Consider the following 15,059-nt stretch of genomic DNA (forward strand, 5'->3'; position numbering starts at 1 on the left):
CGGCTATGGCGGTCACCACGCTTCCCGATCTGGCGAAAGCCAGGCGCCTCGTGATCAAGGTCGGTTCGGCGCTGCTGATCGAACAGGGCAAGCCGCGTGCGAAATGGCTGGCGACGCTGGCAAAGGAAATCGCAGGGCTGAGTAAGGGCGGGACGCAGGTTATCGTCGTGTCCTCGGGCGCGATTGCCCTGGGAGCTGCGAAGCTGGGTCTGGCCAAGGGCGGGCGCGGCAGCCTCGCCGATGCGCAGGCGGCAGCCTCCGTGGGTCAGGTCGAACTGGCGCGGCTGTGGTCCGATACGCTTGGCAAGCATGGGCTTATCGCGGCGCAGATGCTGGTGACGCTGGACGATCTGGAAGACCGCCGACGCTATCTCAATGCCTCCGCCACGCTCGAACGGCTGATCGAAGCCGGCGCAGTGCCGGTTGTCAACGAGAACGACAGCGTGGCGACCGAAGAAATCCGCTTCGGCGATAACGACAGGCTCGCCGCGCGAGTGGCGCAGGCGGCTCAAGCCGAAGGCGTGCTGCTGCTGTCCGATGTCGACGGCCTCTACGACCGCAACCCGAAGGAAGACGGCGCAGCATTTGTCGAGAGGGTCGAAGGCGTAACGCCCGAAATCATCGCCATGGCGACGGGCGATTCCACCTCGGGTCTCGGCTCGGGCGGCATGCTCGCCAAGCTGCAGGCCGCACGGATTGCCGAAAGGGCGGGAATTGCGCTCGCCATCATCAACGGGACACACAATGACCCGATCTCGCGCGCGCTCGATGCTAATCGCGGAACGCTGTTCCTGCCGCAGGGCGACGAGAGCGCGCGCAAGGCGTGGCTCTCGGGCAGGCTGGCTCCGGCCGGCGTGTTGACCGTGGACGAAGGCTGCACAAGGGCGCTCGCCAATGGCGCCAGCGTGCTTGCCGCCGGCCTTACCGAAGTCGAAGGCGATTTCCGCCGTGGCGATCTCGTCGCGATCTTCGGCGCGAAGGGAGAGCGGCTGGGTCAGGGCCTCGTCGAATATACCGCCGAGGAATGCCGCGCGATTCTGGGACTGCGCGAGGAACAGCAGGCCGAAAAGCTCGGCTATGCGCCGCGCGCCGCCGTCGTCCACCGCGACCACATGGTGCGCGCGTGATTATCGCCCTTACCGGGGCGACAGGCTTCGTCGGGCAGGCCGTCCTCGATGCGGCGGCGCGGCAGGGCATCGCGGTGCGCGCGCTCACCCGCCGCGCGCAGGAGCCGCGCGAGGGTGTGACCTGGATCGAGGGCAGTCTCGCCGATTACAGCTCGCTGGTGCGCTTGGTCGAGGGAGCCGACAGCGTGGTGCACGTCGCCGGCCTCACGAACACTCCTGACCCGCAGGAATTCGACAAGGCCAATGTCGAAGGCACGACCGCGCTGATCGACGCTGCGCGCACGAGCAATGTCCTGCGCTTCGTCTTCACCTCTTCGCTCTCGGCGCGCGAGCCTTCGCTCTCGCTCTACGGGGCGTCGAAGGCCAAGGCGGAAGGCTATGTCGAGACCAGCGGCCTCGACTGGACCATCGTGCGCCCACCCGCCGTCTATGGCCCGCGCGACACGGACATGTTCGACCTCTTCCGCGCGGCAAAATACGGTGTCGTGCCCGTGCCGCCCAAGGGCCACACCTCGATTATCCATGTCGACGACCTTGCCGAATGCCTGCTCGCCCTCGCCCCACCGGGCACGGCTAGCGGTGCAACGCTCGAACCCGATGACGGGCAAGCGGGCGGTTACGAACACGCAGAGATGGCAAAGCTGATCGGCAAGGCCGTGGGCAGGAAGGTCATCGCGCCGCACCTCCCCGCAACCGTCCTCATGATCGCCGCCCGGGGCGACCGCCTCATCCGCCGCGACAAGGCCAAGCTCACCCCCGACCGCGTGGGCTACATGGTCCACCCCGACTGGGTCTGCCGCCCGGAGCGCGCCGTACCCGCCGAAATCTGGCAGCCGCGCATCTCCGGCGAGCAAGGCTTCGCCGCCACCGCCCGCTGGTACGAACGCGAGGGCTGGCTCTGATCCGCGGCATGCGATAGGCTCCCCCGCAATGGACTTCATGAAGATCATCAAGTCGCTGGAGCTTTTGCTCTACGAATTGATGGTCTGGCTGGTCTTCTATCCGCTGACTCTCTTCAAAAGCATTTTCCATCCGCTCCGCCTGATGGACTATGCCGACGACGAGCTCGATGACGAGGATGACGACCGCTATTCGGACACGCTGAGCCCGCCGATCTTCCTGGCTATCACCCTCGGCCTCATCCACCTCGTCGAACTGACTGCGAACTGGAATATCCAGACCGAGGGATTTCTCGCCGACGACCGGAACCTCATCGCGTTCAGGATGGTGGCGTTTTCGCTCTTCCCGCTGATGTTTTCGCTGAGATTGCTCCGCTCGCGCAAAATCGCGCTCGACCGCAAGACCTTGCGAGAGCCGTTTTACGCCCAGTGCTTCATCGCCGCGCCATTCGCCATCGGGATTAACACGGGCACGCTCGGTGTGGCGGGCGGTGCCGGCATCGGCGTGGGGTTTGGCCTCATCTTGGCGACACTGGCCTGGTACGTGGCTGTCCAGAGCCTTTGGTTCCGCGCCAATCTCCAAACGGGCTGGGTCCGCTCCTTCGGCAAGGCCCTGCGGGGCTTTTTCGAAGCGCTGATCATCGTGATCGTGCTCGGGGTCGTCATCAATGCCGTGTGAAGCGTCTTGTACCAGCTCGATTGCGAGCCTTCCTCCCGCATTGTAAAGCGCTGGCATGACGACGGTTTCCGCCCCTCCCCAGATCGGCGATTACGCCCCCTGGTTCCATGCCAAGGCGCTCGACGGTTCGGACCGTTATGCCTTCCATTCGGTCGGCGGGCGCCATGTGATGATGCTGTTCCACGGTACGGCGAGCCAGCCGATGGCCCAGGCGGCGCTCAAGGTAATACAGAAGCATCGCGCCCTGTTCGACGATGACAATGCGGTTTTTTTCGGCGTCACGGTCGATCCCAATGATGTCGCGCAAAAGCGCATCGCACAGGACTTGCCCGGGATCCGCCATTTCCTCGACTACGACCGTGCCGTTAGCCGAACCTATGGCGCGGTGCATGAGGACCAGCGCTACGAACCATTCTGGATGCTGATGGACCGCGAACTTCGCGTGGTCGGCAAGTGGCCGATCGCGCAGGGGGAAGAGGCGATCGCGGAACTCCAGCGCAGGGTCGCCGCGACGTCGGACGGTTGGGCACCGGTCCTGACTGTCCCGGGCGTGTTCGACGAAAAGCTCTGCCAGCACCTCATTTCTCTGTACGAGCAGGATGGCGGCACGGCATCGGGCTTCATGCGCGACGTGAACGGGAAGACCACCCATATCCTCGATGATGGGTTCAAGCAGCGCCGCGACACGACGATAGAGGACCCCAAGCTGATCCAGCACCTGTCGCAGCGCATCGCCCGCCGGATCGCCCCTGCCATCGAGCGCGCCTTCCATTTCAAGCCGACGCGGATCGAGCGTCATATCGTTGCCTGCTATGAAGCGGGCAAGGGCCACTTCCGTCCCCACCGCGACAACACCACCTTCGGCACAGCGCACCGCCGTTTTGCCGTGACGATCAACCTCAATGCCGAAGAATATGATGGGGGCGACCTGCGCTTCCCCGAATTCGGCGGCCGCACCTACCGCGCGCCGACCGGCGGGGCGGTGGTGTTTTCCTGCTCGCTATTGCACGAGGCGACGCCCGTGACCAAAGGCAAGCGATATGCCTTCCTGCCCTTCCTCTATGACGAGGAAGCGAAGAAAATTCGCGAGGCAAACCTGCACAAGCTGGCGGCGCAGTCCGAGGCGGCAGCGGCGGAGAGCGGCTGAAACCGCGCATTTGCCAAAACTCCAGTTACGCCTAGGGTCGGGTACTGGGGTCGCGATTCGCGGGCGGTAACATCCGCCCATCACCGAGAGTCGCGTAGGGAGTTTAGATAATGAGGAATTTGATACTGGCCGCCAGCGCACTGGCCCTGGCCTCCTGTTCGGGTGCCGAGGAGGCCGACGTCGCCGAAGAGGCAGATGTCACTGCGCCCGAAGAGGCCGTTCCCATGGCACTGGATGGCAAGCCCGCAGTGGGAATGTACAAGGTCACATCCGCCGACGGTGACGTCTGGATGTATGAGGTGAAAGAGGACGGCACCTACGAATCGAAGATGGACGGAGAGGTCATCCAGGCCGGCGTCTGGGACCAGCCGTCACCGGATCAGTATTGCTCCAAAGCCGACGAGCAATACATCAGCGAAACGGTCGATGGCGAGCGTGGGTGCAGCACCGAAAGCTATAATGACGACGGCGTCTGGATTTCGACCGATGAAGATGGCGAAACAGTAACCGTGGAACGCGTCGAAAGCTGACCGCGAAAAACAGGAAGGAGGCACCGGTGGAAGTTCTGCCGGTGCCTTCCAGCGCTTAAAGGAAAGGCTCCTCGCCCGGTGCGTGGATGCCGCATTCGACCTTGTCCCAGCCGGCCCAGCGGCCTGCACGCGGGTCTTCGCCCGGGGCGACTGCGCGCGTGCAGGGAGAGCAGCCGATCGAAGCGAAACCGCGCTCGACCAGCGGGTGGCGGGGCAGGTCGTGTTCCTCGAAATACGCGGAAATGCGCTCTGCATCCCAGTCGATCAGCGGGTTGATCTTCAGGCGGCCTTGCGCATCCGAGGTGTCGATTTCGAAGCGCGGCAGGTTTGCGCGGGTGGTCGACTGGAAGGCCTTCCGCCCTGTCAGGCTGGCATCGTAGCGGGCCAGCGCCTTTTCGAGCGGGCGGACCTTGCGCAAGTCGCAGCAACCATCCGGATCATAGGACCAGCGCAGGCCAGTCTCGTCGCGCGCCTGCAGGTCTTCGATGTCGGGATAGATATTGACGAGGTTCAGGCCGAGCCGCTCGGCAAGCTGGTCGCGATAGGCGAGCGTTTCGGGGAAATGCTTGCCGGTCTCAAGGAATAGCACCGGCACACTGGCATCGATTTGCGAAACGAGATGCAGCAAGGCTGCGCTTTCCGCGCCGAAGCTCGATACGATGGCGATATCGCCGGCAAGATTTCCGTCGAGGACGGCACCGAGCCATTCCTCGGTATCGCTGCCGCGGAACATGCGGTTGAGCCGGATGGCGTCATGCTCCGTGAAGCGCGGACCCGTATCGAGCCGGTCGATGGCGCGCATCTCGCTCACGCGTGCCTCTTGCTCCAGATCGGCGTGCGCGCATCGGCGGCGGACTGGTAGACTTCGGGCCAGCGGGTGAGCGCGGCTTCGAGGTCCTGCTCGTTCAGCGGCGCGTCCGGATCGAAGGCATCGAAACCGCAGCGGCGCATATAGGCGACCTGGTCGACCAGCACGTCGCCCACGGCGCGCAATTCGCCCTCGTAACCGGCTTCGCGCAACAGGCGAGCCGAAGAATAACCGCGTCCGTCGCCGAAAGCGGGGAAGTTCACCTCGACCAGCGCGAGGCGTTCGAGGTGCGGGATCAGTTCGCGCGCATCGTCGCCCGGCTCGACCCGCACCGCGCTGGCGGCGGTCTGGTCGAGGAAGCTGTCCACGGTCACTGCTGCGTGGTCGACCGGGTCGTCCTCGCGGTAGCGGATCAGGCGGTCGTTTTCGGTCGCGAGGTCATCCATAGAGCGCCTCCTTGAAGGGGGTCATGCCGATACGGCGATAGGTGTCGAGGAAGCGCTCGTCGTCCTGGCGTTCGCGCAGGTAAACGTCGGCAGCGGTTTCCACCGCATCGACGATGCCCGCCTCGTCGAAACCGGGGCCGGTGATCTTGGCGAGGGAAACATCCTCCGCCTCGCTTCCGCCAAGCAGCAGCTGGTAATTTTCCACGCCTTTCCGGTCGACGCCGAGGATGCCGATATGGCCTGCATGGTGATGCCCGCAGGCGTTGATGCAACCCGAAATCTTCAGCTTCAGCTGTCCCAGCGCCTCGGTCTTGCCGCTCGCGGCGAAACGCTCCGAAATCTTCTGCGCGACGGGGATCGAGCGCGCATTGGCGAGGCTGCAATAGTCGAGACCCGGGCAGGCGATGATGTCCTCGATCGTATCGAGGTTCGGGCTGCCCATCCCTGCCCCGTCGAGCGCAGTCCACAGCGCGTGGAGATCGGCCTTGCGGACATGCGGAAGGACGACGTTCTGCGTGTGCATGACGCGCAATTCGTCGAAGCTGTATTCCCTGGCGAGGTCGGCCATCACGCGCATCTGTTCGGACGTCGCATCTCCGGGGATACCGCCGACGGGCTTGAGGCTGATCACGGCCGAGACATAGCCCGCGGCCTTGTGTGCCACGGTGTTGCGATCGACCCAGAGCGCGAAATCGGGATCGGTGCGGTCGATCTCTTCGCTCGCTCCTGCCTCGAAGGCGGGATCCGTAAAGAAGGTGCGAATGCGCTCGAGTTCGGCGAAGGGCGGTTCGATACCCTCGTCCAGCATGCGGGCGAATTCCTCGTCCACCGCCTCGGTGAAAGCATCCTTGCCCATTTCGTGGACGAGGATCTTGATGCGCGCCTTGTACTTGTTGTCGCGCCGTCCGTAGCGGTTGTAGACACGCAGCACGGCCTCGGCATAGGTCACCAGCCGGTCGAGCGGGACGAAGTCCTTGATGCAGGGCGCAATCATGGGCGTGCGCCCCATGCCGCCACCGACATAGAAGGCCGCGCCCAGCTCGCCGCCCTGCTCGACGATCTGGATGCCGATATCGTGGAGGCGCATGGCCGCGCGGTCGGTATCGCTGGCGATCACCGCGATCTTGAACTTGCGCGGCAAGTAGCTGAATTCGGGGTGGAAGCTCGACCACTGGCGCAGCAGTTCGGCATAGGGGCGCGGGTCGACCAATTCGTCCGCCGCAGCGCCAGCGAAATGGTCCGAAGAGATGTTGCGGATGCAGTTTCCGCTGGTCTGGATGGCATGCATCTCGACCTTGGCGAGGTCCGCCAGCAGGTCGGCCGCCTGTTCCAGCTTGATCCAGTTGTACTGGATGTTCTGCCGCGTGGTGAAATGCCCGTATCCGCGGTCGTACTTGTCCGCGATATCGGCGAGCGCGTGCATCTGGCGGCTGTTCAGCGTGCCATAGGGGATGGCGACCCGCAGCATATAGGCGTGGAGCTGCAAATAGAGCCCGTTCATCAGCCGCAGCGGCTTGAACTGGTCCTCGGTCAGCCTGCCTTCGAGGCGGCGACGCGCCTGGTCGCGGAATTCCTCGACGCGCGCGTCGACCATGGCTTGGTCGTATTGGTCGTACAGATACATCAGATAACCCAGGTGCCGATATCGGTTTCGGTCGGCTTCAGTGTGAGATCGGGGCGCACGGTGGGGCCGAGGGCCCGGATGCGGTCCTTGATATGCGACGGGCGCGGGCGGCCTTCGTGGCGCTCGGCGTCGATCGCGTAGGGCGCGTTGACACGGCGCGCGGCCTCTTCGCGGCGGGCAATTTCGTCCTCGCTGCCAGTGACGTCGACCGCGTCCTCGACATGAAGCGACCAGTCCTGCCCGGTCCACCAGGTGACGCTACCGCTCTTGAGGTCGTTGCCGGTGAGAATTCTCATGTGTGTGCCTCCTTGGCGAGCCGGACCAGCGCATCCTCGCGCGCGGTCACTTCGCCGATGACGATAAGGGCCGGGCTCACCACCGCTTCGCGTTCCACGAGATCGGGAAGCCCCGCCAGCGGCGCGCGCAGGACGCGCATTTCGGGGCGCGCACCGTTTTCGATGACCGCGATGGGCATGTCGGGTGCAAGCCCGTCTTCCATCAGCTTCTCGGCGATCTGGGGGGCGGTCTTCACGCCCATGTAGATGACCAGCGTGCGGCCCTTGCCCGCGAGTCCAGCCCAGTCCTGCTCGGCGAGGCCCTTGCACTGGCCGGCGACGAAGCTGACGATCGACGAGGCCTCGCGGTGGGTGAGCGCAATCTTCGCCGCTGCCGCCGCGCCATTGGCAGCGCTGATGCCGGGCACGACTTCGACCCTAACGCCGGCGGCGTGTGCGGCTTCGGCTTCCTCGCCGCCGCGCCCGAAGATGAAGGGGTCGCCGCCCTTGAGGCGCAGGACGTCCTGCCCGCTGCGTGCAATCCGCACCAGCAGCGCATTGATATCATCCTGCGGCAGCGTGTGCTTCGAACGGCTCTTGGCGACCGAGATCAGCTCGGCATCTTCGCGCGCCAGCGCCAGCACCGCCGGATCGACCAGACCGTCATGCACGATGATCCGCGCACGCTCGATCAGCCGCGCAGCGCGCAGCGTGAGAAGGTCGGGATCGCCCGGCCCCGCGCCGACGAGATAGATGGTTCCAGCCTGTGCCATGCTGCCAAGATGCGCGGCATGGCGGGTCTGCGCCAATCAGAATGCGTGTCCGGCTGGGTAGCGGAAATTTTGAAATCCACGCTGTTGGCGCGTGAACCTATTCTTTTGTAACTTTGCCATCCTTGGCCATCGCCTCGAACCAGCGGTCGAGCTGGTCGGACGAGCGGATGTGGATATCGCGCTGCGGGAACGGGATCTCGATGCTGTTTTCCTTGAACAGCCACCACAGCTTTTTCAGCACCGCGCTGCGGACATTGCCGACCCCGTCCTCGGGATCCTGGATCCAGCAGTGGATCACGAAATTGACCGAGTTGTCGCCATATTCGCTCATCCAAACGGTCGGCGGCGGAGCCTTGAGGATGCGGTCGCAGCTCTTGGCGGCTTCGAGCATGAGTTCCTCGGCCAGCTTCATATCGGCTTCGTAGCTGACGCCCACGGGCACCTGCATGCGCACGTTCTTCGAGGAATAGGACCAGTTTTCGACCTGGTTGATCATCAGGTTTTCGTTCGGGATGAGGTATTCGCGCTGGTCGCGCGTTGTCACCGAAACCGCGCGCACGCCGATCTTGCGAATCTGGCCGAAGGTTTCGTTGCCCGCCGTGTCGGCCACGGCGATGACGTCGCCCGGCTTGATCGACTTGTCCATCAACAGGATGATCCCGGCGATCAGGTTACCGAAGGTCTTCTGGAGGCCGAAACCGATGGCAAGGCCGAAAGCGCCGGAGAAGACGGCGAGCGCCGTCAGGTCGATCCCGAGCAGGTCGATGCCGACGAAGAAGGCCGCCGCCCAGACCGCAATTGTGAGCAGTTTTTCCGCAAGGAGCTGTTGCGTATCGTCGAGCTTGGTAAACCGGCGCACCCCGCGTCGGCCGAGCTTGCTGACAAACCACGCGCCCACGATCACCGCCATCACGATCAGCGCGACAATCAGTATATCGAACAGCGAAATCCGCATCGAGCCCATGCTCAGCGCAATCCCGTCGAGTGTGCCGATCATCGAACCGACGGTTTCGTTCTTGTCGCTGACCGCCTCCTTGATACCCTCGACAGCAGCAACGGCGCTTTCCTCGGGCGCCTGCTCGGCAAGGCTCCACGCCTGTTCGACCGGCGTTGCTTCCGGCGTGGGCGTTTCGGTGGGGCTGGTTTCGACCTGCACGTCTATCCTTGGTCCATAGCCGCGAAGGCCTGTTCGAGATCGGCGATGAGGTCGCCGGTGTCTTCCAATCCGATGGATAGGCGAATGGCGAAGCGGTCCTCAACCCCCCATCCCTCTTTTGGCCACGCCATTTTCGAACGGACCGGTTCGACATCGAAGGGTAGCGCAAGGCTTTCGAACCCGCCCCAGCTGTAGCCGATGCCGAACAGTTCGAGCGCGTCGATCAGGCGGCAGCGCGCGGCATCGTCGCGCCCGTTGAGGACGAAGCTGAAGAGGCCGCAGCCGCCGGTGAAGTCGCGTTGCCAGTATTCATGGCCGGGCGAACCGGGCAGCATGGGGCACAGGACATGGGCCACCTCCTCGCGGGCATCGAGCCATTTGGCGAGTTCCAGCGCGCATATGGTTTGCCGCTCCAGGCGCACGCCCATTGTCCTGAGGCCCCTAAGCGCAAGCGCCGCATCGTCGGGCGAAACCACATGGCCAAGCTGCTGCGAGGTGCGGCGCAAGCGGCGATACCACCGCTCGCCGGCAGTTGCCGCACCCATCATCAGGTCCGAATGCCCGCCGACATGCTTGCTGAGCGAACTCACCATGATGTCGCAGCCATGATCCAGCGGCGAGAAGCCGAGCGAGGATGCCCAGGTATTGTCGAACAAGGTCGCTGCGCCCTTCTCGCGCGCGATCCGGGCGAGAGCGGGAATGTCGCAGACTTCCATCGTCAGGCTGCCGGGGGCCTCGAGCATGACCGCCTTGGTGCGCTCGCAAAAGGCAGCTTCATATGCCGCGTGATCGAAGGGGTCGAAAAAACGGTGCTCGACGCCGAAACGCTTGAGGATGCCCATCGCCGCATTGCGGGTGGGGTCGTAGGCATTGTCGGTGACGAGCAGCACGTCGCCCGTCTTCACCATCGCCATCAGCGCCCCGACAATTGCGGAGACGCCGCTCGGCGCGAGCACAGTGCCGAATGCGCCGGCTTCCAGATCGGTCAGTGCCTCTGCCAGTGCCCATTGGGTCGGCGCGCCGCGGCGGCCATAAAAGAAGTTGCCGTCCTCGTTGGACTTCACCCCTTCGCGCAGCGCCGCGCAGTCCGCGTAGAGATGCGTGCTCGCGCGCCAGACGGGCGGGTTTACGACTTGATCGGCGAAGTGGCCCGAGCGTCCGCCGGTGACGAGCCGCGTTGCGGGCGATTGCTTGTCCTTGTTCCCCCCGGCCATGCTCAACGCGCCTCCCCGCTCTCTTTCGGCGTTTCCGGGTCCGTGCCCCATTCGAGCCAGCTTCCGTCGTAGAGCGCGGCGTCATGCTCGCCCACCAGAGCCAGCGCAAAGAGCAGGACCGTAGCGGTCATCCCGCTGTTGCAGCTGGTCACGACGGGCTTCGAGATGTCCACGCCCGCTTCGGCAAACTGCGCACGGATTTCCTCGGGCGAGGCATAGGTCCCGTCCTCGCGGATAAGCTTGGCGTAGTGGAGATTGCGCGCACCGGGGATATGCCCTTCCGAGCCGCTACCCGCCTTCCCGATAAAGCGCGCCCTGTCCCGCGCATCGACGACCTGCCAGTCGCGGCTGTCGGTATTGGCGAGTATTTCCTCCTTGTCGCGGACGGTGCGATGGGGCTGCGGATCGGCGCGGTGGCGCGGCGCGTGTTGGACGATCCGGTCGGACAGCCTGCGCCCTTCGATCCGCCACTTGCCCAGCCCTCCGTCGAGGATCGCGACCTTCTGTTCGTCGTAACGGGTGAGAATGAACCATGCGCGCGCGGCGCTGCGGATGTCGCTGTCGTCATAAATGACGATCCGGCTGCCCGGCGCGATACCGAGGGCGCCCATCCGTTCGGCGAACTGCTCGGGAGTAGGAATGGCCTTGGGCACCGCGGACCCTGCATCGATGAAGCTGGCGAGATCGAGGAACCGCGCGCCCGGGATATGCCCCGCCGCAAATTCCTTTCGTGCATCGCGTGGATCGTCAGGCAGGTGCATCGTCGCGTCCAGGATGACGAGATCATCCGCATCGAGGCGCGCGGCAAGCCATTCGGTCGAAACGAGAAGGTCCATCACCCGCTTGCTAGCGGGAGCGCGGGTCCGTGTCGATTCAGTCCAGCGCGCGGGCGGCGATCGGCTCGTAGCTGCGCGGACCTTCGTCGAGCCGGAAGGGCGTGACACGCCCGCCGCCCGGAGCGCCGAGACCGACTACAAAGGTCTTTACCAGCGGCTCCTCGCATGCACCGTCGACGCGCAGGCGCAGCAGCGGCACGAAGAGCGCGGCATTGCTCTGCCGGATCGCGCGCACCTGCGAGAGCGGGATCGTGATCTGGCCCTCGTACCGCACGCTCTGGCCGGGTGCGATGCGCTCGAATGTATGCCGTTTTTCGAGCTGCTGGTTGGCGCTCGCTACCTGCTGTTCGACCGGCACGCCGCCATGCGCGGAGACGATATCGGCACCCACGACGACATTGCCGAGCGCGCGCGTCGCCTTGTTCATCAGCGAGACGCGATATTGCAGCGTGGCGTTCATCAGCGAGCGGGTGAGCTTGATCGCATCGGCCTTCACGAGGATATCCGAGGGAGAAACCGGCCCGCCAGCGGTTATGACGGGCCTTTCGATCTCGGGCGGAGGCGCGTTGCGGCGGCGCTGCGAGATGAGATAGCCGAGACCGAGTAACAGCAGCAAACCGCCGCCGAGTGCGGGCCAGAGCCAGTCGATGCCTTCCTCGCTGGCGGGTTCCTGCGCAGCGGTTTCGCCTGCCGTGGATGTCGGAACGGCTGCAGGCTGCCTTGTGGCGGTCTCGCTCGGAACGGGAGCCGGAACGATGGGCGCGGTCTCGCCGGGGTCGAGCGGCAGGCGCTCCGCACCCGTCGGCAAGGCGCTGGGCTGGACACGCGGAGTGACGGTAGGCTGCGAAGACGGTTGCGCTCGGGCAGGGGTCGCACTGGCACTGGGCACGGGTGTCGGCGTGGCAGTCGGGATCGGCTGTACCGTTGCAGGCCGCGCAGTCGGGGTCGGCGTCGGCGTGGCGATTACGCGCGGGACGGCGGGGACATTGCTGCCCTCGGTATCGACGGGACCCTGCGCACGCGGACTCGCCGTCGGCGTCGGGTTGGGCGGCAGCTGGAAGTCCTGCGCGGCAAGGCCGGCGGGCGCTGCGAGCACGAGCGCGATCAGGGGCAGGCGGAAACGGGTTTTCATCGGTAAAGGCGGCTCAATCGAGGGGTCGCGCTGAATAGGCACTGAAGGCGCAAGTTCCAAGCCCCGCCTTGCGCAAATCCGCCATTCGCGGCACAGGCGCGGCATGAGCGACACACCCACACCCAAGTTCCTCGGCGCGAACAGCCCGCTGCCCTCCTCGCCGGAGGCAGCAGAGCTCGATTACGTGCCCAATCCGCGCGCGGGCCAGCTCTACATGGTCCGCTTCGCCGCGCCCGAGTTCACCTCGCTGTGCCCGGTCACCGGCCAGCCCGATTTCGCGCATCTCGTGATCGATTATGCGCCGGGCGAAACCATCGTCGAATCGAAGAGCCTCAAGCTGTTCCTCGGTTCTTTCCGCAACCATTGCGGTTTTCACGAGGACGTGACGGTCGGCATCGGCCAGCGCCTGTTCGACGAGATGAAGCCGCAATGGCTGCGCATCGGCGGCTACTGGTATCCGCGCGGCGGCATCCCGATCGACGTTTTCTGGCAGAGCGGTGCGCCGCCTGAAGGCTTGTGGCTACCCGACCAGGGCGTTTCGTCCTATCGTGGGCGCGGATAAGGGAGAGAGATTGATGATCGCGAAACTGCCGAAATATGCGCTGTGGCTGGCCCTGGCGCTCCTAGTCTGGTTCGCGGTCGCGGTCTTCGGGCCGAAATTCGGGATGGTGGACTGGAGATTCGCGCTCGGCACCATGCTGCGCGAAGTGGGACCGATCCTGATCGGTATCACCGCGCTTGTCGCGCTTGTCGCGCTGTGGAAAGGACCCCGCGGTGAGTGGTGGAAGGCGGCGCTCGCGCTGGCGATACCGGCGGCGCTGATGGCGGGTCTCGCCTCGGTGGCCAGCAAGGCGCAAAGCGTGCCGCCGATCCACGATGTCGCAACCGACACGGCTAACCCGCCCACTTTCTCCGCCGCGACCATGGCGATCCGCGAGATGGCCGAAGCCAATCCGATCAACGATTATTCGGTCCCGCTCGGCGAAATGGACGCATGGATGGGCCTGCCCGACGACAGCCCTGTCAAGGGCCAGTCGCACGCCCAGATCATAGCCGAGGCCTTTCCTGACCTCCAGCCGATCGCCTTCACCACCGACCGCGCCGATGCCATGGCCTCGGTCTCGGCCGCGATGAGCGACATCGGCCTCACCGATATCCGCAGCGATGTGGAGGCAGGCACCGTCGAAGGCACGGCGGAAACCTTCGCCTTCGGCTTCAAGGACGATGTCGTGGCGCGAGTCGGTGACGGGGTGATCGACTTGCGCTCGGTCAGCCGGGTGGGCCTGTCGGACCTCGGCTACAACGCCGCACGGCTGCGCGAACTGTCGGCGGCTATCGAGGCGCGGCTGGGGGAATAAGCGCCTGGTGGAGCCGAGCGGGATCGAACCGCTGACCTCGTCATTGCGAACGACGCGCTCTCCCAACTGAGCTACGGCCCCGTTCCAGGCGAAGCGGCAAATTAGCGGATCTGCGCGGGGCGGAAAAGCCCGTTCAGCTGCGGATTTTCCAGCCCGAGGCGAGGATGCGGTAGACAACGAAGGCGAAAACGAGGTTGAAGAGGCCCAGTCCGATTCCAGCTTGCACGACCGCCTCATTGGTGTTGCCGATGTCGCTTTCGCCAAGGAAGCCGAAGCGGAAGCCGCTGATCACGTAGAAGAACGGGTTGAAGCGGCTGATGGCCTGGAATGCGGGCGCGAGGTTGTCGATCACGTAAAAGGTGCCCGAGAGCAGGCTGAGCGGTGCGATCACGAAATTGGTGACCGCGGCGTTGTGGTCGAACTTCTCCGCCCAGATCGAGGCGAGGAGGCCCATCAGCGCGAGCATGACCGCCCCCATCAGACCGAACCATGCCACCGCCCATGGGTGCGCGAGCGAGAGGTCGACGCCAGGATAGAAGGCCATCGCCAGCGCCACCGCGCCGCCCACGGCGATCGCACGGGTTACTGCGGCAGCGGTGATCCCCGCCATCAGCTCGCCGGTTGAAAGCGGCGGCATCAACAGGTCGATGATCGTCCCCTGGATCTTGCCCGACAGCAGCGAGAAGCTGGAATTGGCAAAGGCGTTCTGCATCATGCCCATCACGATCAGCCCCGGCGCGACGAAGGTCGCGAAGTTGACGCCGAGCACCTCGCGCCCCTCGCGGCCCAGCGCGACGGTAAAAATGACCAAAAAGAGCAGCGTTGTGACCGCGGGCGCCCAGATCGTCTGCGTCTGGACCTTGAGAAAACGGCGAACCTCCTTAATATAGAGGCTCCATAATCCCACGCGGTTGATCCCGGTGATCACCGGCTCTCCGCGCCTCGGGAAACTGCCCCTTCCCTTATCCGTATTATCGGTGAAAGAGGCTTCCTCTGCGGCTCCGATGGTCGTTGGAGCGGGTTGGACTTGATCGGCCATGGGCGTGCGCCTAGGG

General features: G+C 64.7%; 17 protein-coding genes and 1 tRNA gene. 7 read left to right on the forward strand and 11 right to left on the reverse strand.

Annotated elements, in window-relative coordinates:
* Nucleotides 1-5 precede the first annotated feature (5 nt).
* From proB to K3178_RS09010, 5 genes are all read left to right on the forward strand, one after another.
* Entirely contained in the window at nucleotides 6-1,127 is a 1,122-nt protein-coding gene (gene proB / locus K3178_RS08990) for a glutamate 5-kinase (RefSeq protein WP_221571065.1), read from the forward strand.
* Nucleotides 1,124-2,029: an NAD-dependent epimerase/dehydratase family protein gene (locus K3178_RS08995; protein WP_345719881.1), complete on the forward strand. Its 906-nt coding sequence runs from the start codon at nucleotides 1,124-1,126 to the stop codon at nucleotides 2,027-2,029. Before proB ends, K3178_RS08995 begins: the two co-directional genes overlap by 4 nt.
* A gap of 37 nt (nucleotides 2,030-2,066) precedes the next feature.
* Complete coding sequence (locus tag K3178_RS09000; protein WP_221571067.1) at nucleotides 2,067-2,705, forward strand: hypothetical protein; 639 nt, start codon at nucleotides 2,067-2,069, stop codon at nucleotides 2,703-2,705.
* A 55-nt stretch (nucleotides 2,706-2,760) separates the two neighbouring features.
* Complete coding sequence (locus tag K3178_RS09005; RefSeq protein WP_221571068.1) at nucleotides 2,761-3,852, forward strand: 2OG-Fe(II) oxygenase; 1,092 nt, start codon at nucleotides 2,761-2,763, stop codon at nucleotides 3,850-3,852.
* 110 nt (nucleotides 3,853-3,962) lie between these two features.
* A complete protein-coding gene (locus K3178_RS09010) occupies nucleotides 3,963-4,382 on the forward strand; it encodes a hypothetical protein (protein ID WP_221571069.1) in 420 nt (139 codons plus the stop codon).
* Between the two features lie 55 nt (nucleotides 4,383-4,437).
* Here K3178_RS09010 and K3178_RS09015 read toward each other — a convergent pair whose 3' ends face one another.
* From K3178_RS09015 to K3178_RS09055, 9 genes are all read right to left on the reverse strand, one after another.
* Entirely contained in the window at nucleotides 4,438-5,184 is a 747-nt protein-coding gene (locus tag K3178_RS09015; protein ID WP_221571229.1) for a phosphoadenylyl-sulfate reductase, read from the reverse strand.
* 5 nt (nucleotides 5,185-5,189) lie between these two features.
* Nucleotides 5,190-5,636, reverse strand: a complete 447-nt coding sequence (locus K3178_RS09020; protein WP_221571070.1) for a DUF934 domain-containing protein — start codon at nucleotides 5,634-5,636, stop codon at nucleotides 5,190-5,192.
* Nucleotides 5,629-7,260 (reverse strand): nitrite/sulfite reductase, encoded by a 1,632-nt coding sequence (locus tag K3178_RS09025; RefSeq protein ID WP_221571071.1) that lies wholly within the window; start codon nucleotides 7,258-7,260, stop codon nucleotides 5,629-5,631. Before K3178_RS09025 ends, K3178_RS09020 begins: the two co-directional genes overlap by 8 nt.
* Nucleotides 7,260-7,556, reverse strand: coding sequence for a DUF2849 domain-containing protein (locus tag K3178_RS09030; RefSeq protein ID WP_221571072.1), 297 nt, complete (start codon nucleotides 7,554-7,556; stop codon nucleotides 7,260-7,262). Before K3178_RS09030 ends, K3178_RS09025 begins: the two co-directional genes overlap by 1 nt.
* A complete protein-coding gene (cobA, locus tag K3178_RS09035) occupies nucleotides 7,553-8,308 on the reverse strand; it encodes a uroporphyrinogen-III C-methyltransferase (RefSeq protein ID WP_221571230.1) in 756 nt (251 codons plus the stop codon). Before cobA ends, K3178_RS09030 begins: the two co-directional genes overlap by 4 nt.
* Before the next feature lie 97 nt (nucleotides 8,309-8,405).
* Entirely contained in the window at nucleotides 8,406-9,464 is a 1,059-nt protein-coding gene (locus tag K3178_RS09040) for a mechanosensitive ion channel family protein (protein WP_221571073.1), read from the reverse strand.
* Between the two features lie 2 nt (nucleotides 9,465-9,466).
* Nucleotides 9,467-10,678: a cystathionine beta-lyase gene (gene metC / locus K3178_RS09045; protein WP_221571074.1), complete on the reverse strand. Its 1,212-nt coding sequence runs from the start codon at nucleotides 10,676-10,678 to the stop codon at nucleotides 9,467-9,469.
* A gap of 2 nt (nucleotides 10,679-10,680) precedes the next feature.
* Complete coding sequence (locus K3178_RS09050) at nucleotides 10,681-11,514, reverse strand: sulfurtransferase (protein WP_221571075.1); 834 nt, start codon at nucleotides 11,512-11,514, stop codon at nucleotides 10,681-10,683.
* 37 nt (nucleotides 11,515-11,551) lie between these two features.
* A complete protein-coding gene (locus K3178_RS09055; RefSeq protein ID WP_221571076.1) occupies nucleotides 11,552-12,646 on the reverse strand; it encodes a hypothetical protein in 1,095 nt (364 codons plus the stop codon).
* Nucleotides 12,647-12,749: 103 nt separating this feature from the next.
* On the opposite strand from K3178_RS09055, the gene queF reads away from it, so the two are divergent.
* A complete protein-coding gene (gene queF, locus K3178_RS09060) occupies nucleotides 12,750-13,208 on the forward strand; it encodes a preQ(1) synthase (RefSeq protein ID WP_221571077.1) in 459 nt (152 codons plus the stop codon).
* 13 nt (nucleotides 13,209-13,221) lie between these two features.
* Entirely contained in the window at nucleotides 13,222-14,004 is a 783-nt protein-coding gene (locus K3178_RS09065; RefSeq protein ID WP_247713669.1) for a DUF1499 domain-containing protein, read from the forward strand.
* Between the two features lie 5 nt (nucleotides 14,005-14,009).
* Here K3178_RS09065 and K3178_RS09070 read toward each other — a convergent pair.
* Nucleotides 14,010-14,085 (reverse strand) — tRNA-Ala (locus K3178_RS09070).
* A gap of 52 nt (nucleotides 14,086-14,137) precedes the next feature.
* Complete coding sequence (locus tag K3178_RS09075) at nucleotides 14,138-15,043, reverse strand: ABC transporter permease (protein ID WP_247713670.1); 906 nt, start codon at nucleotides 15,041-15,043, stop codon at nucleotides 14,138-14,140.
* Nucleotides 15,044-15,059: the final 16 nt, after the last annotated feature.

It is taken from the genome of Qipengyuania sphaerica (genome assembly GCF_019711595.1).
Taxonomy (GTDB): Bacteria; Pseudomonadota; Alphaproteobacteria; order Sphingomonadales; family Sphingomonadaceae; genus Qipengyuania; species Qipengyuania sphaerica.

Bases quoted from the DNA above. Each gene is read 5' to 3' on its own strand.
- metC (WP_221571074.1), bottom strand. From the start codon at position 10,678: ATGGCCGGGGGGAACAAGGACAAGCAATCGCCCGCAACGCGGCTCGTC.
- K3178_RS09005 (WP_221571068.1), top strand. From the start codon at position 2,761: ATGACGACGGTTTCCGCCCCTCCCCAGATCGGCGATTACGCCCCCTGG.
- K3178_RS09025 (WP_221571071.1), bottom strand. From the start codon at position 7,260: ATGTATCTGTACGACCAATACGACCAAGCCATGGTCGACGCGCGCGTC.
- K3178_RS09065 (WP_247713669.1), top strand. From the start codon at position 13,222: ATGATCGCGAAACTGCCGAAATATGCGCTGTGGCTGGCCCTGGCGCTC.
- K3178_RS09015 (WP_221571229.1), bottom strand. From the start codon at position 5,184: ATGCGCGCCATCGACCGGCTCGATACGGGTCCGCGCTTCACGGAGCAT.
- K3178_RS09055 (WP_221571076.1), bottom strand. From the start codon at position 12,646: ATGAAAACCCGTTTCCGCCTGCCCCTGATCGCGCTCGTGCTCGCAGCG.
- K3178_RS09000 (WP_221571067.1), top strand. From the start codon at position 2,067: ATGAAGATCATCAAGTCGCTGGAGCTTTTGCTCTACGAATTGATGGTC.
- proB (WP_221571065.1), top strand. From the start codon at position 6: ATGGCGGTCACCACGCTTCCCGATCTGGCGAAAGCCAGGCGCCTCGTG.
- K3178_RS09075 (WP_247713670.1), bottom strand. From the start codon at position 15,043: ATGGCCGATCAAGTCCAACCCGCTCCAACGACCATCGGAGCCGCAGAG.
- K3178_RS09050 (WP_221571075.1), bottom strand. From the start codon at position 11,514: ATGGACCTTCTCGTTTCGACCGAATGGCTTGCCGCGCGCCTCGATGCG.
- queF (WP_221571077.1), top strand. From the start codon at position 12,750: ATGAGCGACACACCCACACCCAAGTTCCTCGGCGCGAACAGCCCGCTG.
- K3178_RS09010 (WP_221571069.1), top strand. From the start codon at position 3,963: ATGAGGAATTTGATACTGGCCGCCAGCGCACTGGCCCTGGCCTCCTGT.
- cobA (WP_221571230.1), bottom strand. From the start codon at position 8,308: ATGGCACAGGCTGGAACCATCTATCTCGTCGGCGCGGGGCCGGGCGAT.
- K3178_RS09020 (WP_221571070.1), bottom strand. From the start codon at position 5,636: ATGGATGACCTCGCGACCGAAAACGACCGCCTGATCCGCTACCGCGAG.
- K3178_RS09030 (WP_221571072.1), bottom strand. From the start codon at position 7,556: ATGAGAATTCTCACCGGCAACGACCTCAAGAGCGGTAGCGTCACCTGG.